General features: G+C 71.7%; 15 protein-coding genes. 4 read left to right on the forward strand and 11 right to left on the reverse strand.

The window, feature by feature from the left end; all coding sequences use genetic code 11:
- Positions 1 to 630: 630 nt before the first annotated feature.
- From D7V80_RS12015 to D7V80_RS12045, 7 genes are all read right to left on the reverse strand, one after another.
- Positions 631 to 2,364: an ATP-binding protein gene (locus D7V80_RS12015; protein WP_120588291.1), complete on the reverse strand. Its 1,734-nt coding sequence runs from the start codon at positions 2,362 to 2,364 to the stop codon at positions 631 to 633.
- Between the two features lie 111 nt (positions 2,365 to 2,475).
- Positions 2,476 to 3,543, reverse strand: a complete 1,068-nt coding sequence (gene cheB / locus D7V80_RS12020) for a chemotaxis-specific protein-glutamate methyltransferase CheB (protein ID WP_120588292.1) — start codon at positions 3,541 to 3,543, stop codon at positions 2,476 to 2,478.
- Positions 3,540 to 5,702 (reverse strand): response regulator, encoded by a 2,163-nt coding sequence (locus D7V80_RS12025; protein ID WP_120588293.1) that lies wholly within the window; start codon positions 5,700 to 5,702, stop codon positions 3,540 to 3,542. Before D7V80_RS12025 ends, cheB begins: the two co-directional genes overlap by 4 nt.
- A gap of 3 nt (positions 5,703 to 5,705) precedes the next feature.
- Positions 5,706 to 7,349, reverse strand: coding sequence for a methyl-accepting chemotaxis protein (locus D7V80_RS12030; RefSeq protein WP_120588294.1), 1,644 nt, complete (start codon positions 7,347 to 7,349; stop codon positions 5,706 to 5,708).
- Positions 7,346 to 7,960 (reverse strand): chemotaxis protein CheW, encoded by a 615-nt coding sequence (locus tag D7V80_RS12035; RefSeq protein ID WP_120588295.1) that lies wholly within the window; start codon positions 7,958 to 7,960, stop codon positions 7,346 to 7,348. The genes D7V80_RS12030 and D7V80_RS12035 overlap by 4 nt, the downstream gene beginning before the upstream one ends.
- A 12-nt stretch (positions 7,961 to 7,972) precedes the next feature.
- A complete protein-coding gene (locus D7V80_RS12040; protein ID WP_120588296.1) occupies positions 7,973 to 9,718 on the reverse strand; it encodes a protein-glutamate O-methyltransferase CheR in 1,746 nt (581 codons plus the stop codon).
- Positions 9,715 to 10,200, reverse strand: a complete 486-nt coding sequence (locus D7V80_RS12045; RefSeq protein ID WP_120588297.1) for a chemotaxis protein CheW — start codon at positions 10,198 to 10,200, stop codon at positions 9,715 to 9,717. Before D7V80_RS12045 ends, D7V80_RS12040 begins: the two co-directional genes overlap by 4 nt.
- Positions 10,201 to 10,412: 212 nt before the next feature.
- Here D7V80_RS12045 and D7V80_RS12050 point away from each other — a divergent pair, with 212 nt between their 5' ends.
- The gene (locus D7V80_RS12050) at positions 10,413 to 11,996 is read left to right on the forward strand and encodes an NAD(P)/FAD-dependent oxidoreductase (protein WP_120588303.1); all 1,584 of its coding nucleotides are present in this window, start codon (positions 10,413 to 10,415) and stop codon (positions 11,994 to 11,996) included.
- Positions 11,997 to 12,007: 11 nt separating this feature from the next.
- Here D7V80_RS12050 and D7V80_RS12055 read toward each other — a convergent pair whose 3' ends face one another.
- Together D7V80_RS12055 and D7V80_RS12060 are read right to left on the reverse strand one after the other, a co-directional pair.
- Positions 12,008 to 12,376, reverse strand: a complete 369-nt coding sequence (locus tag D7V80_RS12055; protein WP_120588298.1) for a VOC family protein — start codon at positions 12,374 to 12,376, stop codon at positions 12,008 to 12,010.
- A gap of 165 nt (positions 12,377 to 12,541) precedes the next feature.
- Positions 12,542 to 14,326 (reverse strand): methyl-accepting chemotaxis protein, encoded by a 1,785-nt coding sequence (locus tag D7V80_RS12060; protein ID WP_120588304.1) that lies wholly within the window; start codon positions 14,324 to 14,326, stop codon positions 12,542 to 12,544.
- Positions 14,327 to 14,628: 302 nt separating this feature from the next.
- Between D7V80_RS12060 and D7V80_RS12065 the strand changes: the two genes are divergently transcribed.
- On the forward strand, positions 14,629 to 14,838 hold the full coding sequence (locus D7V80_RS12065; protein WP_120588299.1) for a CsbD family protein: 210 nt from the start codon (positions 14,629 to 14,631) through the stop codon (positions 14,836 to 14,838).
- A gap of 88 nt (positions 14,839 to 14,926) precedes the next feature.
- On the opposite strand, the gene D7V80_RS42200 is transcribed toward D7V80_RS12065, so the two are convergent.
- Positions 14,927 to 15,088 carry a hypothetical protein gene (locus D7V80_RS42200; protein WP_014400293.1) on the reverse strand — a complete coding sequence of 54 codons (162 nt, stop codon included), beginning with the start codon at positions 15,086 to 15,088 and terminating at the stop codon, positions 14,927 to 14,929.
- Between the two features lie 447 nt (positions 15,089 to 15,535).
- On the opposite strand from D7V80_RS42200, the gene D7V80_RS12075 reads away from it, so the two are divergent.
- Together D7V80_RS12075 and D7V80_RS12080 are read left to right on the forward strand one after the other, a co-directional pair.
- The gene (locus D7V80_RS12075) at positions 15,536 to 16,486 is read left to right on the forward strand and encodes a universal stress protein (RefSeq protein WP_120588300.1); all 951 of its coding nucleotides are present in this window, start codon (positions 15,536 to 15,538) and stop codon (positions 16,484 to 16,486) included.
- Positions 16,487 to 16,523: 37 nt separating this feature from the next.
- Complete coding sequence (locus tag D7V80_RS12080; protein ID WP_120588301.1) at positions 16,524 to 18,389, forward strand: ABC transporter ATP-binding protein; 1,866 nt, start codon at positions 16,524 to 16,526, stop codon at positions 18,387 to 18,389.
- Positions 18,390 to 18,393: 4 nt separating this feature from the next.
- Here the strand turns inward: D7V80_RS12080 and D7V80_RS12085 are convergent, their stop codons facing one another.
- Positions 18,394 to 18,753, reverse strand: a complete 360-nt coding sequence (locus D7V80_RS12085; RefSeq protein WP_014400290.1) for a co-chaperone YbbN — start codon at positions 18,751 to 18,753, stop codon at positions 18,394 to 18,396.
- Positions 18,754 to 18,770: the final 17 nt, after the last annotated feature.

Consider the following 18,770-nt stretch of genomic DNA (forward strand, 5'->3'; position numbering starts at 1 on the left):
CCTGAAGGATATGCCCGGTGGATGCTGAGTCTCCTGGTACGTGAAGTAGTTAGGCAGGGAATCGTACTGTGAGTAGAGATGGAGAAGGTGCGGGAACTCTTTCAGCGGCACGACTTGAAGCGCTGGCGTGAAGAGACGTGGTGCGAGCCATGTCTGGACGCGCAGTACATCTAGCGCGTCGAGGACGTGATGTGCCTCTGAGAGAAGCTCTTCAACCGGTGTGGGCCCGTTGTCTGCTTCGCGGAGGCTGGGAGGGACCTAGCGCACCTCGCTACCCCAAGCGCGAAGAAGGACTCACCTCGTGGTGGACGACCTCAACGTCCACACACGCTTCTTGCTAACATCGGCGTTGGGTCCAAGGAGGGCCTGCGGACGTGGAATCCCTTCTGCGTCCACTACACCCCGGTGCATGGCAGCTGGCTCAAGCAATCGGACGTCGAGGTGACCTTTGTTTCTAACCTGGGGCTCGGGACGCTAGCGAGTCGACGCAGTAGCGGCCCTGCGCCACAGGCCCCGCGCCTGGGAGCGCAATGTCTGCCGCCAACGCGGTCCCTATCGCTGGGCCGCTACCCTTGCCAATCCGCACCGCACTTTCTGCTACTAACCGGCGAACTTCATCTGGGATGAGACTCAGTGCTCGTAGGTGTCGCGCGGACGCGACAGGCCGCCGGTCGCGGCGGCCTGCGGAGCGGCGACGGGCATCCCGATGTGTGCGACGGGCAGCGTGAAGGTGAAGACGCTGCCGGTGCCCAGGATGCTCTCCGCGCGGATGGAGCCGCCGTGCGCCTCCACCAGGCCCTTGGCGATGGCCAGCCCCAGGCCGGTGCCGCGGGCAGCCGCGTCGCGCGCCTGCCAGTAGCGGTCGAAGATGTGCGGCAGCGCGTCCGGCGCGATGCCGTTGCCCGTGTCGCGCACGTCGAAGGACACCTCGCCGTTGCGCATCACCGCCTTCACCGCCAGCGTGCCGCCCGGCGGGGTGAACTTCACGGCGTTGCCCAGCAGGTTGCCCATCACCTGGAGCACGCGGCTGCGGTCGCACTTCACGCGCAGGCCCTCCGTGGGCAGGTCCGCCTCCAGGTGCAGCCCCTTGGCCTCCGCCAGCGGCCGGATGGCCTCCAGCGCCTCCGTGGCCAGCGCCACGGCGGTGTGCTCGCCCAGCTCCAGCGGCAGGTGGCCTGCCTCCAGGCGGCCCCAGTCCAGGAGGTCGGAGATGAGCCGCGACATGCGCTCCGCCGCGTCGTTGATGCGCGTGGCCTGCTTCGCCACCGCCTCGCCGCCCGGCTTGCCCGCCGTGCCGCGCAGGAGCAGCGCCGCGCCCAGCTGCACCACGCCCAGCGGGTTCTTCAGGTCGTGCGACACCACCGCGAGCAGGTCTTCACGCGCGCGCGCCGCCCGGCGGGACTCACCCACCAGCCGCGCGTTGTCGATGGCCAGGCTCGCGCGCAGGCACAGGTCCTCCGCCAGCGCCAGGTCGTCCGGGCCGTAGCGGCGCCCGGAGCCGGAGCTCACGAACGTCACCGCGCCCAGCGTGTGGCCGCGCGCGCGCAGCGGGATGATCATGTACGAGCGCGCCTGCAACGCCTCCAGCATCGCCGGGTGCGCGGGCTCCGCCGCCGCCGCGCGCAAGAGCGACTCCGTCACCGCGGGCACCAGCTCCGGCTCGCCCGTACGCAGCACGCGCAACAGGCCCACGGGCGCGTCGTCGCGGAGCTCCGTGCGCATGGGCAGACCCCGGGCGCGCTCCTGCTGCGTCGGGTCCAGGCACGCCACCGCCGCGCGGCCCACCCACGGGCCCTGCTCCAGCGCGTCCACCAGGCACCAGTCCGCCAGGTCCGGCACCGCCAGGTGCGCGAGCAGCGTGTACATGCCCTGCGGATCCGGCGGGTGCGTGAACAGCGTCGTCATCGCCTGGTACAGGAAGGAGCGGCGGCGCTCGGCGGTCTCCACCTCCGCGCGCGCGGCCTGCTCCAGCTCCAGGGCGCGCGAATAGATGGCTTCGGCCTCCGTGAGCGCCCGCGCCGTCACCAGCACGGCCGGGGACGCATCCGCGTCCGTGCCCAGCGGCGTGAGCACCAGCGCGTGCCGGCACATGCCCTGCGCGCCCGGCCACGGCGCCTCCACGGTGGTGGACTCGCGCAGCGTCACCACGCGGACGCGCGCGGACTCCAGCGCGGCCAGGGCCTCTTGCGGCAGGCCCAGCTCGCTCCAGTGCCGGCCCGCCAGCGCGCCCGCCTCACGGCCGAGCGCCCGGGCGCCCGCAGCGCTACACGACACCAGCCGGCCCGTGCCATCCAACAGGTAGGCAGGGTCGGGGATGGCGGCGAACACCGCTTCGTAGGCCAGACCGGTTATGGGCGCGCTCATCAGGAAGAAGGGGCTGGGGGAGGCCCGGATTGGACCCGATATTGACACTCCGTTCCAGGCCCGCCATTCCGGCCACGAACTCCCGAGAATGAGTTTCACTCAACCAACACTTCAGGTGAGCCGGCCCGTGGGCTGGAGCAGCGCCAGCAGCCTCCGCGCGATCTGCCCGAGCGGCAGGACCTCGTGCGCCAGGTTGGCCGCCACCACCACGGCGGGCATGCCGTAGACGACGGACGTCGCCTCATCCTGGGCGATCACCCGCCCGCCTGCCTGGTGCAGGTCCCGGATGCCGTCCAGGCCGTCCTGCCCCATGCCGGTGAGCACCACCGCCAACGACGTCTGCCCGTAGGCGCGGGCCACGCTGCGGAAGAGCCAGTTGGCGGACGGCCGGAAGCCCTGGATGGGCGCGGCGCCGGACACCTGCGCGCGCTGGTCCATGGTGACACCCAGGTGCTTGTCGTCCGGAGCCAGGTACACGGTGCCGGGCATCAGGGGCTCGCCGTCCTCGGCCACCTTCACGCGCAGCTTCGTGGCCGTGCCCAGCCACGTGGCCAGGCCGGAGCCGAAGCCCAGCGCGATGTGCTGCACCAGCAGGATGGGAGGTGGGGGCGTGTCCCTGCCGCCCATGTCGGAGAGGATGCGGTAGAGCGCGGCGGGGCCTCCGGTGGACGCGGCCATCGCCAGCACGGCGGGCGGGCGGGCGCCGGGTGTGGGCGTCGCCTCCGGCGGGGGCTGCGGCGCGACGGAACGGTCCGGCCAGCGGCGCACCACCTTCACCTGGGACATGGCCTTGAGCGTGTCGCGCAGGCGGCGGCTGTCCGCCTCGAAGTCCGGCGACTCCGGGCCCACCGGCTTCTGGAGCACCGCCAACGCCCCGGCCCTCAACGCGGCCATGGACGTCTGGATGTCGCGCTCCACCAGCGTGGACACCACCACCACCGGCGTGGGCACCTCCGTCATGATGCGGCGGGTGGCGTCCAGGCCGTCCATGCGCGGCATCTGGATGTCCATGGTCACCAGGTTCGGCTGTAGCCGCTGGCACAGCTCCACCGCCTCCAGGCCGTCCCGGGCCTCGCCCACCACGGTGAGCGCCGGGTCGGTGCGCAGGATTTCCACCAGCAGCCGCCGGGCGGTGGGCGAGTCCTCTGCCACCAGGATGCGCAACGGTTCGGTCTTCATAGCAGTCGCCTCAGGGTCTCCAGCAGACTCGTGGGGTCAAACGCGCTCTTCACGATGTATGCGCTCGCGCCGGCTTGCAGGCCGCGCGCCTTGTCCTCGGGCTTCTCTCGGGACGTGACGAGCACCACCGGCACCCGTCCGAAGCGTGGAGAGGTGCGCACGGCCTCCGTCACCTGGAAGCCGTCCATGCGCGGCATCTCCACGTCCATCACCATGGCGTCCGCGCCGCCCGCCTGGAGCCGCTCCCACGCCTCCGCGCCGTCCGCGCACGCGACGACGTCGTAGCCGGCGCCCTCCAGGATGCTCTGCTCCAGCATGCGCGTCGTGGGCGAGTCGTCCGCCAGCACCACGCGCCGGCGCGCCACCTGCTCCTTGGGCGTGGGGAAGAACTGCGCGGAGGGGCGTCCCCCCGCGGCCCGCACCAGCGACGCGGGGTTGAGCAGGAGCGCCATGCGCCCATCCGGCAGCACCGCCGCGGCGGCCACGTGCCGGGCCCGCTTCACGCGGCTGCCCAGCGAGCGCACCAGCACCTCCTGCTCCGCGATGACCTCGTCCACCACCAGCGCCGCCTGCGCGGTGCCCGCGGACAGCACCACCGCGGGCGGCCGCGTCTTCGGCGGCCCCGGGGGCAGGTCCAGCACGCCCGCGAGCGACGCCAGCGGCACCAGCGCCTCCGGCGTCACCCAGGACATGCGGCCCTCCACCTCGCGCACGTCGGAGGGCGACAGGCGCAACAGCCGGTCCACGCCCTCGCTGGCGAGCGCCAGCACCTGCCCGCCCACGGACACCAGCAGCACGCGCAGGGTGCTCAGGGTGAGGGGCACGTCCAGCGTGAAGCGGGTGCCCTGGCCCGCCTTGAAGGCCACCTCCACGCTGCCGCGCAGGGCCTCCACCTGGGCGCGCACCACGTCCAGGCCCACGCCCCGGCCGGACACCGCCGTCACCTTCTGCGCGGTGGACAGTCCCGGCAGGAACACCAGCCGCGCCGCGTCCTCGTCGTCCTCGGGCGCTTCCATGCCCCGGGTCCGCGCGCGCTCGCGCAGGGCCTCCAGGTCCAGGCCGCGCCCGTCGTCCTCCACCGCCACCTCCACCCGGCTGCCGCGAAGCCGCGCGGACAGCACCACGCGGCCCTCCTCCGGCTTGCCGTGGCGCACGCGCTCCTCCGGCGACTCCAGGCCGTGCGCCACCGCGTTGCGCACCAGGTGCAGCAGCGGTTCGCGCAGCGACTGGAGCAGCGAGCGGTCCAGGTCCAACCCGCCGCCGTGCACCTCCATGCGCACGCGCCGGCCCAGGCCATGCGCCACGTCGCGCGCGGCGCGCTCCAGGCCGGTGCAGCCCTCCTCGAAGGGGAGCATGCGCGCGCGGCGCACCTCATCATCCAGGCCGGTGGAGGACTGGAACAGCGCGCGGCGGTCCTGCGCCAGCACGCGCGCCACCCGCCCCAGCTCCAGCTCCACGCGGCGCAGCGTCGTCTCGGACTGCGTGCCGCGCACCCGCTCGCGCAGCCCCATCACGTCGTCGCGCAGCGCCTCCAGCGATTCGGCGTGGCCCTCCAGGCGAAGCATCGCCACGCGCAGCTCGCCGCTGCGGCCCAGGAGCGCGTCCAGCTTCTGCCCGGACACGCGCACCGGCAGCATCTCCCCGCTGGCCTGCGAGGGGACGGCGAGCTCCGGCTCGGCCTCCGCGGTGGCCGGGGGCTTCGCGTTGGGAACAGGGGCGGCGGGCGCCGGCTTCGGAGCGGGCCCCGGCGGAGCCTGGCCAGGCGTGCCGTGCGCGGCCCGCTCCAGCTGGGGCAGCAGCGTCTCCAGCGGCGAGCCGGCCAGCTCCTGGCGCGCGGCCAGGCGGCGGCCCGCGTCGTCCAGCGCGTCCACCGTGGCGAAGCACAGCTCGAAGAGGTCCGGCGAGGGCGCGCGCCCGTGGATGAGCGGCTCCAGCACCTCCTCCATGCGGTGGCAGGCGTTCTCCACCATGCTGGCGCTGGCCGCGCGCGACGCGCCCTTCACGCTGTGCAGCGTCCGCAGGATGCCCGGGACGAGCTCCTTCGCGCGCGCCGGGGCCTGCTCCAGCGCGAGCAGGTCCCGGTTGAGGGACACGACGTGCCCCTCCAGCTCCTCCAGGAACGAGTCCAGCAGTGCCTGCGCCAGCCTGTCGCGATCCATGGGTTAGCGCCCGAACTCCCCGAGCAGTCCCTTGAGCTTCTGGCCCATGGCGTTGATGTCCTGCATCGCGCGCTCCGTCTGCCGCGACGAGATGAGCCCCTGCTGCGTGGCCTGGTTCACGTCGTGCATCGCCTGGCGGATCTGCCCGATGCCGGTGGCCTGCTGGTTGGCGGACGCGGCGATTTGAGCCGCCGTGAGCGACGCCTGCGTGAGCAGGTCCGCCAGCTGCTGGATGGTGGCGCCCGCTTCGGTGACGACGCGCGTGGCGGCGGACACGCTCTTGGTGCCCTCCTCCGTGGTCATCACCGCGCCGTGGGTGGCCTTCTGGATCTGCCCCAGGATCTGGCGCACCTGCGCGGTGGCCTTCTTGGACTGGTCCGCCAGGGCCTTCACCTCGGAGGCGACGACGGCGAAGCCGCGGCCGTGCTCGCCCGCGCGGCTCGCTTCAATGGAGGCGTTGAGCGCGAGCATGTGCGTCTGCTCGGAGATGTCATTGACGGTGGTGATGATGTCGCCAATGGCCTGGGCCTGCTCGGCCAGGGCGAGGATTCGCGACGCGATGGACTCCACCTGCTCGCGCACGGCGCCCATGGAGGACACCGCCTCCTCCACGGCGCGGCGGCCGGAGCGGCCCACCTCCTCGGAGTGACGGGCGGACTCGCTCACGGCGCGGGCGCGGCCGGCGGCCTCCTCCGACGTCTTGGTGATCTCCTCGATGGTGCTCACCGTCTCCGTGACGGCGGTGCCCTGCTCCTGGGCGCCGGCCACCTGCTCGGTGGTGCTGGCGAGGATTTCGGAGGACGCGCCGGCCAGCTGGTTGACGAACTCCGCCACCGTCTTGAGGGTGTGCTCGCGCTGCTCGGCCTGCTTCGCCAGCTGGATTTCCGCCTGCTGGCGGCGCTCCGCCATGGCGTTGAAGGCGCCGGCCAGGTCGGCCATCTCGTCCTTGCCGCGCACGTCGATGCGGTGGGCCAGCTCGCCCCTGCCCAGCTGCTCCGCGCCCAGGGTGAGCTTGCGCAGGGGGTCGGTGATGCCGCGGGTGATGACGTAGCTGCCCACGCCCACGATGGCCAGACCCATCAGGGTGCCCAGCGCCAGCACCCAGACGCTGCGCTGCGCGGCCTGGGTGGCGGCGTCGGAGTAGAGCTTCCAGCGGTCCTCCTCCGTCTCGCGCATCTCCGCGATGAGCTCGCGGATGGTCTCCATCTCCCGCTGGCCACGGTTGGTCTTCACCACGGCCGCGGCCGCCTCGAAGCCCTGCTCGCGGCGCAGGCGGATGGTGTCGGCCACCTCGTCCAGCTTGCTCGCGACCAGCGGCTCCAGCTTCGCGAAGCGCGTGCGCTGGTCGGCGTACTTCGCCATCGCGGGGCGCAGGGCGTCCAGGTCCGCGCGCAGCTCGGTGATGGCGTTCTGGTACGGGCGCAGGTAGGCCTCGTCGCCGGTGAGGATGAAGCCGCGCTGGCCCGTCTCCGCGTCCACGATGAGGGCGCGCGCCTCGCGCAGCATCTTGTAGTTGTTGTGCGACTCCAGCAGGCCTTCGGTGGTGGTGGTGAGCTGCTGGGCGCCCTGGAAGGCCACGGCGGCGATGATCAGCAGGACCAGCAGGGACAGCCCGAAGCCCAGCGCGATGCGATTCCCGATGCTCATGCGACTCCTTCTTCGGAAAGCTCGAACACGAGACGCTCGTCGGCGAGGAGGGCCTCTCCCTCCAGGACGAGCGTGCCGTCGGGGCTGACGCCGGACACCAGCGCGCCCGCTTCCTCTTCCAGGGCGGGGGGCGCGGGCAACAGCTCCGTGCCCGTCAGCACCACCACCTCCATCACCTCATCCGTGCGCAGGCCCAGCTCCGCGCGGGCCGTGCCCACCACCAGCACGGGGCCGGTGCCCTGCGCCGCGGGCCGGCCGAACAGCGGCGCCAGCTCCACCACGGGCAGCACCTCGCCGCGCAGGAGCGTCAGGCCGCGCAACAGCGGCGGCGCGCCCGGCAGCAGGGTGAGCTCCGGCGCGCGCATGACCTCCAGGATGAAGCGCGACTCCAGCGCGTAGGTCTGGCCCGCGGCCTTGAAGCGGACCATCTCCCGCTGGCTGCCGGGCAGCACGGGGACTTGCGCCGGGCGGGCCAGGGAGAGGGCGCGCGCGTCGAGCGCGGCGAGGGCCGCCTCGTCGGTGAAGGTGTCGCGCGCCTCGGTGGCGCGCTCCAGCGCCTCCAGCCGGGCCCGGGCCTTGTCCCAGTCGATGTTTCCCTCGCGCTTCGGCATCCGCTCGCCTCTTTAGCCTTCCGTCCGCTCCAGGCGCCGCCACTCCGCGCGGGCCACGTCCGCCAGCGCTCCGGCCCGCTCACCCTCCGCCAGCGGCACCAGCGCCTCTGGCGGCAGCTTCCGGCACAGCCCCTCCGCCTCGCGGTAGGCCCGCGCGGCGGCGGCGGTCTGGTCCTGCCGGCGCAGCACGTGGCCCAGGAGCAGGTGGCCCACCGCGAGCCCCGGCTCCAGGTAGAGCGCCTGCCGGGCGGACCTCTCCGCGTCGGACAGCCGCGCCTGTCCCAGGAGCAGCAAGGCCTCCAGATACCGCAGACCGGCGACCAGTGGGTGACGAACCGAGGCCTCCTCGCAGGCGAACAGCGCCGCGCGCGGATCCAGGTTGGCCAGTGCACGAACCGCGGCCAGGGCGCCTTCCGGATCGGCTGATTGGGCCCCCGCCCGCCGGGCCGCCTCGCGCCAGTCGCCGCGGGCCAGCGCCGCCCGCACGGCCTCCAGGGCCTCCACGCTGAGCGTGAAGCGGGTGCGGGTGCCCGAAGTGGACGCATCCCCGGTGCGAACCGCCGGTGTCCCCGAGGCGGGAATGGCGCCGGAGAGCGCGCCTCCCGACGAGGGTGCACCGCCACCTGGAGTCCCGGGGCCCGAAGCGGGAGCCCCGCCGGAGGAGCCGGTCCCCGCGCCCGCGAGCCCGGATGTCCAAGACGGGGAGCCCCCCGCGGTCGCTCCATCCGCTCCGGCGGTCGAGGACATCCCGGCGGTGAACGTTCCCGGCGCGGTCCCTCCCGCCGCAGAAGGCCGGGCTCCCGCCGCCGCGGGGGACGAACCGGAGCCGGGACGTCCGCCGGAGGTCGCACCCGGCGTGCCCACGGGGAAGGGCGTGCCATCCGCGCGCAGCGGCGCCAGAGGCTGGAGCGGGACGAAGTGCCCGGCGTTCGAGCCGGCCAGGGGCTTGCGGTACAGCACGCCCCACTCCGTGAGGACGGGCTCGAACGGCGCGTAGTCCCCGAGCGGCGGATCCGACGGCCCCGTGAACAGGTACCCGCCGTCATTCAGTGACGCATGGAGCCTGCGCGCCACGCCCTCGATGGTGGCGCGGTTGAAGTAGATGAGGACGTTGCGGCAGAAGATGACGTCCATCTGCCAGAGGCCGCTCTCCGCCGAGGGCCACGTCTCCAGCGCCAGGTTGAGGTAGCCCAGCTGCACGTGGCGCTTCACGTCCGGGGACAGCCAGTAGAAGCGGCCCTCCTGCTTGAGGTGGGGGCGCATGCGGTCCGCGGAGGGGCCGCGCAGGGACCAATCCGTGTAGCGGGCCTGCTGGGCGCGCTGGAGCGCCGTGCGCGACACGTCCGTCGCGCGCACCGTCATGCGCTCTTCCCAGCCCTCGGCCATCAGCAGCGCGGCGATGGAGTAGGGCTCTTCACCGGAGGAGCACGCCGCGCTCCACGCGCGCAGCAGGTGGTCCTGCCCCCGGCGCTCGCGCAGCTCCGGCAGCACCACGCGGCGCAGGTGGTCGAAGTGCTCGTGGGTGCGGAAGAAGTACGTCTCCCCGATGGTGAGCTCGGTGAGCAGGTCGTCCAGGAGCGCGTTGTTGAACGACAGCTCGCGCAGGTAGGACTCCACGTCGTCCTGGTTGGCGCGGGCCATGGCGCGCTGGATGCCTTCCAGCGCGGCGGCCAGGCAGCTGGGCGCGGCGAGCCCCGCGCGCTCCTCCACCAGGGCGAGCACCTCCTTGAAGCCCGGGGGGAGGACGCCGCCAATCAAGCGGGCTCCGGAAGGGCTCCGAGCGCGCTGTCGAGTTGCAGGGCCTCTGCCTCGGAAAGGAAGGAGCGCAGGTCGTGCACGAGCACGAGCCCGTCCGTCAGCTTCGCGGCTCCGGCCACGAACCCCACGCCCGGCAGCTCCCGGGGAGACGGGTCCCATTCCCCGGAGGTGACGGTGTGCAGCCCTTCGGCCCGGTCCACGCGCATCGCCACCAGCCGTCCAGCGGCGGAGGCGACGATGAAGTGGTCCATGGGGGACAGGGCGCGAGCGGGGTGGCGGAAGCGGCGGCGCAGGTCCAGCACGGGCAGCAGCTCACCGCGCAGGTTGAGCAGGCCTTCCACCACGTCGGGGGCCCGGGGCAGGGGCGTGAGGCGCGCGGCGCGCACCAACTCGCGCACGTCCTCCACGGGCAGGCCATAGCGCTGCCGCTCCAGGGTGAACAGCAGGACTTCCTGTGGGCGGGCCTCCGAGGGGGGATTCATGGATGCGCGTCGCAGGCTACAAGAGGCAGGGCACCCTGGGGATTCAGGATGTAGGCCCGTCTTCCAGAGAACGCTCCCGGGGAAGGGAGCGGGTCCGCACTGGAGCCAACGCCCGGCGGAGCGCCCGGAGTCCCGGATGGAAACGCTTTTTCGTGCGGGCCGTCCTCAAGGGACAGTCGCCAGGCGGCATGGGGCCGGGCATCGTGAGGCACATGGTTCAGCACGTCATCGTCGTGGGCGCGGGCCCGGGAGGCCTGACGGCCGCCATCAACCTCGCGGGGCAGGGCTTCCGGGTCACCGTGGTGGAGAAGGACCCGGTGCCCGGGGGCCGGATGAAGGGGCTCACGCTGGGGGAGGGCGGCGAGTACGCGGTGGACACGGGCCCGTCCATCCTCCAGCTGCCCGGCATCCTGAAGCAGATCTTCCATCGCTCGGGGAAGCGGCTGGAGGACTACGTCACGCTGGTGCCGGTGGACCCGAACACGCGCGTGCACTTCTGGGACGGCACGCACCTGGACACGCGGCGGGACCTGGAGCGGATGGGCCAGGACCTGGAGAGGTTCGGCGCGGGGAAGGGGCGCGCGCTCCAGGAGTGGATGGAGGACGGGCGGCGGAAGTACGCGCTCGCGTACGAGAAGTTCATCTGCACGAACGCGGGCAGCCTGGACTACTACGCGCCCTGGCGGCTGGCGCCCACGCTGCGCTTCAAGCCGTGGCAGACGCTCTACCGGCAGCTGGATTCGTTCTTCCACGACGACCGGATGACGTACGCGCTGGCGTATCCGTCGAAGTACCTGGGCCTGCACCCGACGACGTGCTCCTCGGTGTTCAGCGTGATTCCGTTCATCGAGCTGTGCTTCGGCGTGTGGCACGTGCAGGGCGGTTTCCGGGAGCTGGCGCGAGGCATGATGAAGTGCGCCCAGGACCTGGGCGTGACGTTCCGGATGGGCACGGCGGTGGAGCGCGTGCGCACGGAGGCCGGGCGCGCGGTGGGCGTGAAGCTCGCGAGCGGCGCGGTGCTGGACGCGGACGCGGTGGTGGTGAACGCGGACCTGGCGTACGCGGCGCAGAAGCTGCTGGCGCCGGAACTGCGGGAGGGCACGCGGCTGTCGGACGGAGCGCTGGAGCGGGCGAAGTATTCGTGCAGCACGTTCATGGCGTACTACGGGGTGGACACGACGTACGCGGACCTGCCGCACCACCTCATCTACCTGTCGGAGAGCGCGAGGCGCACGGACAGGGACGCGCTGGAGGACCGCACGATGGACGTGGACGACCCGCCCTTCTACGTGTGCAACCCGGGGGTGACGGACGGCACGGGAGCACCGAAGGGGCACTCCACGCTGTACGTGCTGGTGCCCACGCCCAACACGGCCAGGCCGGTGGACTGGGCGAAGACGGAGGCGACGCTGCGCGAGCGCATCCCCAAGATGCTGGAGAAGGTGGGCATCAAGGGACTGCGAGAGCACGTGAAGGCGGAGCGCTACTTCACGGCGGAGACGTGGAGGGACGACTTCAACGTGTTCCGGGGCGCGGTGTTCAACCTGTCGCACACCTGGATGCAGCTGGGCCCGCTGCGGCCCCGCGTGAAGAACGCGCAGGTGGAAGGGCTGTACTTCGTGGGCGGTGGGACGCACCCGGGCAGCGGGCTGTTGACCATCATGGAGAGCGCGAACATCGCGGCGGACTACCTCACGCGCGAGGCCGGCAAGGGTCCGCTGAAGGGCTGGCCGTACGTGCCGCCCATGGAGGACGCCGGAGCAGAGGCGCCGCTCCGCATGGCGCGGAGCGGCTGACGGGGCGCGCGTCAGGCGGCGCCGGGGCGGCAGCTCACCTCCACGAGGATGCCGCCCGGGGCGCGGCAGTAGACGAGGGTGCCCCGGTTGTTGCGGATGACGTCGGACACCTCCAGGCCGTCTGCCTTCACGCGCTCATGGAAGGCGAGCACGGGGGCTTCGGAGTCCTGGAGGAAGCCGACGTGGAAGTCCTCGGGGAAGACGTCGGAGTCGCGCTTGCGGCGCTGGAGGATGAGCACGAAGCCATCCGCCCCGCCGAGCATGGCGATGGCGGGCGAGTCATGGTTCTTCGCGTGCGACGTGAAGCCGCAGTAGCGCACGAAGAAGCGGGCGGTGGCCTGGACGTCGGGGACCTGCAGATCAAGGTGATTCAGCTTCATGGTGGACCTCGCGAAGGCACACGAATGCCTTCGAAGGGCCGTGGGTCCTGAATCCCGAAGGAGACGGACAAGTGCTTCCACCATGGAAGTGACCGGGGCTCACCGAACCGGTCCGCCGTTTTTCGACCGGGGGGAGGCTAATGCAATGGCAGACGGAATGCCAGACTATGAAACGTACCGCTCCGCCAGCTCCGACACCTGCCCCGTCGCCTGGGCCACCGCCGTCGCCGCTTCCTGCGTCGTGCCCAGCTGCCGCAGCGTCGCGGCCATCAGCTCGTCCATCTCACTCACCGCGCTGAACAGCTGATCCACGCCCGCGTGCTGCTGCGCCACGGCTTCGGCAATCTGCCGCACCGCCGCCGCGGACTCGTGCGTCAGCTTGATCAGCCCCCGCAGCCGCTCGCCGCTCTTGCGCAGCGGCACCAGCGCCGCCTCCACGCCCGCGGAGCTCTTGTCCGCCGTGGCCACCGCTTCACCCGTCGCGGTCTCCATGCCCTCCAGCAGCCCGCGCACCTGGCCCGTCGCCTTGATGGACTGGTCCGCCAGCTCGCGCATCTGCCGCGCCACCACCGCGAAGCCCCGGCCCTGCTCGCCCGCGCGGCTCGCCTCGATGGCCGCGTTGATGGCCAGCATGTGCGACTGGTCCGCCAGCGACTTCACCACCTCCGACACCCGGCCCACCTCGCGGGCGCGCGTGCCCAGGTCCACCACCTGCTGATTCAAGCCGTGCGTCAGACCGCGGATGTCGTCGAGCCCCTGCTCCGTGCCCGCCAGCGACTCCTCGCCCAGCTTGCCCATCGCCGCGGCGCGCTCCGCCACCTGCAGGACGCTCCCCGCGCGGCTCGCCGCCAGCTTCGACATCTGCTGGATCTCCTGCGCCGTCGTGCGCGCCTGGTGGATGGCCGACGCCTGCCGCGACAACGTGCGGTTCTGCTGGTCGCTCGCCTCCGTCAGCCGCGTGCCCGCCTTCGCCAGGTGCCCCGCGGACGAGCTCAGCGCCCGAGGCAGCTCCTGCAACTGTTCATAGAGCAGCCACGTGCGCGCGGACAGATCGCCCAGCTCATCCGTGGACACCCACTGCGGTGGCGCCGCGCGGCCCTCCACCAGCGCGTCCAGCGACGCCCCCACCGCCCGCGCGCCCTGCGCCAGCCGGCGCGCCGCCCACGCCGCCGTGAGGATGGCCCCCAGCGCCGCGAACCCGCCCAGGAACGCCACCGGCAGCGTCAGGTCGCGCTGCAACGGTTCAATGCGCGCGCGCACCCGCGCCGCGCCCCGGTACTGGCCCGACAGCTCCAGGTCGTCCGCCAGCGACGACAGGTTCTTCTCCAGCCGCAGCTGCAACGTGGCGATGCTCGTGATGCACGTAATCAGCAGCGCGGACACGACGATGGCCGGCAGGAACCAGCTCTGCCTGGGCAGGAACAGTCCCTCGCCAGCGGGGCGCTCATGCGGCGCGCGGCGGAACGCCTCCAGCGTCACCGCCGCCAGCGCCTTCTCGTAGAGCATGTACATGATGGGCGCGCTGAAGAGCCCCGCGCTCATCGCCACCGCCACGCCCACCAGGATGACGCGCGGCGGCCGGTCCAGCGCCAGGCCAATGGCGCCGTTGAAGAAGATGCCGCCCAGGAACCAGCCCGCCTGCGCCTCCACGAACGTGAGAACGCCCGGCAGCCGCAACAGCCGCCTCAGCCGCTCCGCGGGGCTCGCCTTCGCCTCCACCGCGTGCCGCAACAGCGCGCCCACCGCTCCAATGGGCACCACCAACGCCAACCCGCCAATGACGATGGGCGTGACGACGCCCAGCACGAACCCCGCATGGCTCGCGTCCACGTCCAGCAGCTGCATGTCGACGTAGATGGCCGGCGCCACCGCCACCGTGACGACCAGCGTGCGCAGCAAGAGCAGCTTGAAGAGCAGCGCCTGGGTCGAAGGGGAATCGGGCTGGGTCATCGGGTGACGGATCCGGTTGAACGGACCCAGCCTGAGGGCGAAGTGCGGATGCGTCAATGCAACGTCTTCGTCTTGCCAGCCAGACTCCCGGGTCTCCGTGGATAACAGGGACGCAAGGGGTAGGGAGGGCAGGGCGCGTGTCGTTTCATCGCGCGCCGCGCACTGTCCATTGCCTGACATTCCGGCCTGTCCCGGCTCGAGCAGGGCGGCCGTGCGGACGAGCCACCGTCACCTGCCGCGCGCCTGTGACGTGAGCACGTTGTCCTCCACAACGATTCACACACCGACGTCAGGAGGACGCCATGGGCGAGTGGACTGACAAGGCCAAGGGCAAGGTGAAGGAAACCGTGGGTGTCGCGACCGGCGACCGTTCGCTGGAAGCCGAAGGCAAGGCGGACACGCTCAAGGGCAAGGTCAAGGGCGTGGTCGAGGACGTGAAGCACGCCATCAAGGACAAGAGCGACGAGCGCGAGGAAGTGCGCCGCGGTGACGCGGACCCCTATCAGCGCTAGCGACGCCTCACCGCATCGCCGTTGAAACCGTTCGGGCCGCGGAAGCCAGCGCTTCCCGCGGCCCGAGCTGTCTCTGCGCTGCGCGTGCTCACTGCCGCATCTTCTCGCAGGGGCACGCCACCTCCAGGAAGGTGGTGGACTTCCCGCTGAGCATCACCCAGAGACAGCGCAACACACAGGCTGTTCCGAACTCCCGGTAGATGAGTCCCAGGTTGGCAACCACCTCACGTCCGGTGATGACCCCTCGCATGTTCCCGCTCCCTTGCGTCCTGCCGTCCGACCCGCCGCCCATGGCCTCGTGAGAGGCCGGGCAGAGGTCTCTGCAAAGGGCTGGCCGAGCCCCTGAAAACGCCCGCTCTCCCCAAGGTCCTGCGGTGAACGTCTCAAACCGTTGAAATGGCGGCCCTGAACGCACGCCTGCCCTGGAGTCCTTGAACGAAGCGGTGCGGCCCCCTGAAAACGTTACAGAAACAGGGCTGCGTCCAGAGGATGGAAGGCCTGTCCGCCTGCCCCCGCCAGGGCGTCCCGCCGGGCCACGCCGCTCGCGTGCACCGCCGCCCGGCAGCGGACGCAGCGTCCCCGCAGAAGACGGGTGGCACATCCACCGACGGGGCTGAATGTATGTCGATGAGGGCCCGCGTGGGGCGGCAAGCCCTTCCGCGCGGTGCGTCCAGCGGTGAGGTGGAAGGGAGTCGAGATGAGGCCAAACGTATCTTTCAGAAGGAGTCAGCCCCTGCTGCCCGACGGCCTCCTCCGCGCCCAGCGGGGGCTGCGGCGGGTGGCGGTGGGGTTGGACTTCTCCCTGCAGTCCGAGTTCGCGCTGGCGCGCGCGCTGCGGCTCCCGCTCGCGCACGGGGCGGCCTTCAGCGTGCTGCATGTGAGCCCGCCAACGGATGGCCATACCGGCCCGGAGGGGGCGGTGGGCGGCGAGCAGTGCCTGCGCCGGTCGGTGACGTCCGCGGCGAAGCGGCTGCGGCAGCGGCCGGACGTGGACGTGCGCGAGGAGCTGCGCACCGGTGACGCGCCGCACGAGGCGGCGGAGCTGGCGAAGGACCAGGGTGTGGAGGTGCTGGTGGTGGGCCGGCCGCACCTGCCCCAACCGGCGAAGCCGCTGCCGGACGACGCCCTGGTGATGCGCCTGGTGCGGGAGGTGGACGCGTCCGTGCTGGTGGTGATGCCGCACCCGGGCCGCGTCTACCACCGGCCCCTCGTCGCGGTGAACTTCTCGCGGGAGTCCCGCCGCGCGCTGGAGCTGACGATGCGCCTGTGTCCGGCCTCGACCCCCATCGAGGTGCTGCACGTGGTGGACCTGCGCGAGGACGAGGACGCCCCGCTCGCGGAGCAGCTGCTGCGGCGGCAGGAGCGCGAGGACGCGGCACGAAGGGCGCTCGCGCGCTTCCTGGCGCCGTACCGGGAGACGGGCCGGGTGATGGAGCTCCGCCTGCGCTTCGGAGACCCGTGCGAGTGCATCCTCACGGAGGCACGGGAGCGTGACTCGGACCTGCTCACGCTGGGCATGTCCTCCGCGAATCCGCCCACCGCGTTGACGGAGGGCGTGCTGCGGCACTCGCGCTGCGACGTGCTCATCTCGCGGCACGCCGCCCCGCCCGCCACCCTGCCGGACGGCGGGGGCGCACCGGCTTCCTGAAAGCAGGGAAGTCCAGCGCGGCGCGCGTCAAGGCGTTATGAGGGGCGGCACCTTGCCACGTCCCCTGCCGACACCGCCGCCTTCGCTCCGGGCCCGTCTGAAGAACGCGGGCGTCCTCTTCAAGCAGCTGCCGGGCACCTTCCAGCTCTTCTGGCGGGCGAGCCCCCGGGGCGCGGTGGTGCTGGGCGTGCTCACGCTGGTGGCGGCGCTGCTGCCGGCGGCCATCGCGTGGGTGGGCAAGCTCATCGTCGACACGGTGGTGGCCGCGGCGAAGGGCGACGCGGCGGCGAACTCGCGCGTGCTGGGGCTCGTGGCCACGGAGTTCGCGCTGATGGTGGCCTCCGCGGTGGTGGAACGCGGGCTCACGCTCACGAAGGACCTGTTGCGCGCGCACCTGGGCAACCTGCTCAACGAGCGCATCCTCCAGAAGGCGCTGGACCTGGAGCTGAAGCACTTCGAGGACTCGGACACCTACGACAAGATGCAGAACGCGCGGCGGGAGGCGAACGCGCGCCCGCTGTCGCTGGTGATGCAGGCGTTCAGCATCGTGCGCAACGTCATCACCCTGTCCACCTACGCGGTGCTGCTCGTGGCGCTGTCGCCGTGGAGCGTGGTGGTGCTGCTCGCCGCGTCCATCCCCGCGTTCATCGCGGAGGCGCGGCTGGCGGCGGAGGGCTTCCGGCTGTACTCGTGGCGCGCGCCGGAGGGCCGCAAGCTCAACTACCTGGAGTGGATCCTCACGCGTGACAGCACCGTGAAGGAGGTGAAGCTCTTCGGGTTGGGGCCGCTGGTGCTGGGGCGCTACCGCGACCTGTTCCAGAAGTTCTTCGCGGAGGACCGGGCGCTCGCGCGCAAGCGCATGGTGTGGGGCCTGGGGCTGGGCCTCCTGTCGCTGGCGGCCTTCTACGGCTGCTACCTCTTCGTGGCCAGCCGCGCGGCGGCCGGCGGCATCTCCGTGGGCGACATGGTGCTGTACCTGGCCGTGTTCCGGCAGGGGCAGGCCGCGTTCCAGGGCATCCTCACCAGCGTGGGCTCCATGTACGAGGACGCGCTCTTCATGAGCAACCTCTTCGCCTACCTGGACATCCCCACGTTGGAGAACACGCCGCGCGCGCTGCCCGCCGTCTCACCGCCGCGCGGACGCAACAACGCCATCGAGCTGAAAGACGTCTCCTTCCGCTACGCGGGCAAGGACGCGTGGGCGCTGCGCAACGTGAACCTCACGCTCAAGCCCGGCCAGAAGCTGGCGCTGGTGGGGGAGAACGGCGCGGGGAAGAGCACGCTGGTGAAGCTGCTCCTGCGCATGTACGAGCCCACGGAAGGCCAGATTGTCTACGGCGGCGTGGACACGGCGCGGATGGACGCGGACGACCTGCGCGGCCGCTTCGGGGCGGTGTTCCAGGACTTCGTGCGCTACCAGTTCAGCGTGTCGGAGAACATCGGCCTGGGACACGTGCCCGCGCTGGAGGACCGGCCTGCCATCGAACGGGCGGCGGAGCAGGGCGGGGCGAACTCCGTCATCGCGGCGCTGCCGGCCCAGTACGACACGATGCTGGGCGGCTGGTTCGAGAAGGGCCAGGAGCTGTCCAGCGGCCAGTGGCAGAAGCTGGCGGTGTCGCGCGCCTTCATGCGCGACGACGCGGAGGTGCTCATCCTGGACGAGCCCACGGCCAGCATCGACGCGGAGGCGGAGCACGCCCTCTTCGAGCGCTTCCAGGCGCTGGCCGCGGACCGCATCGCCATCGTGATTTCGCACCGCTTCTCCACGGTGCGCATGGCGGATCAGATCGCCGTGCTCCACAACGGCACGGTGCAGGAGCTGGGCAGCCACGACGAGCTGATGGCGCTGGACGGGCGGTACGCGCACCTGTTCCGGCTGCAGGCGCGCGGCTACCGGGACTGAAGCTTCAGGCCTGGGCCTTGGCGCCGCCGGGCAGGTGGTCCCGGATGACGCCCAGGAAGTAGGGCTTGCCGTAGTACTGGCTCATCTTCCCCAGCAGCTTCCCGTTGCGGAACAGCAGGAAGGTGGGGATGCCGAACAGGCCGAAGCGGGTGGCCAGGGCCTCGTGCTCGTAGGCGTTGACCTTGACGACGCGCATGGGGGCGCCGTCCAGCTCCTTGAGGAGCTCCGGTTCGGCGGCCGCGTAGATGTCGCAGTTCGGGCAGCCGGGGCCCCAGAAGTCCACCACCACCAGCTCGTCGCGGGGCTCCATGACGAGCGAGTCGAAGGTCTCGGTCGTCGCCTCGATGCTTACGGGATGCGCCATGGCGTGCTTCCTAACGC

The sequence above is a fragment of the Corallococcus sp. CA054B genome (assembly GCF_003611625.1).
GTDB lineage: Bacteria > Myxococcota > Myxococcia > Myxococcales > Myxococcaceae > Corallococcus > Corallococcus coralloides.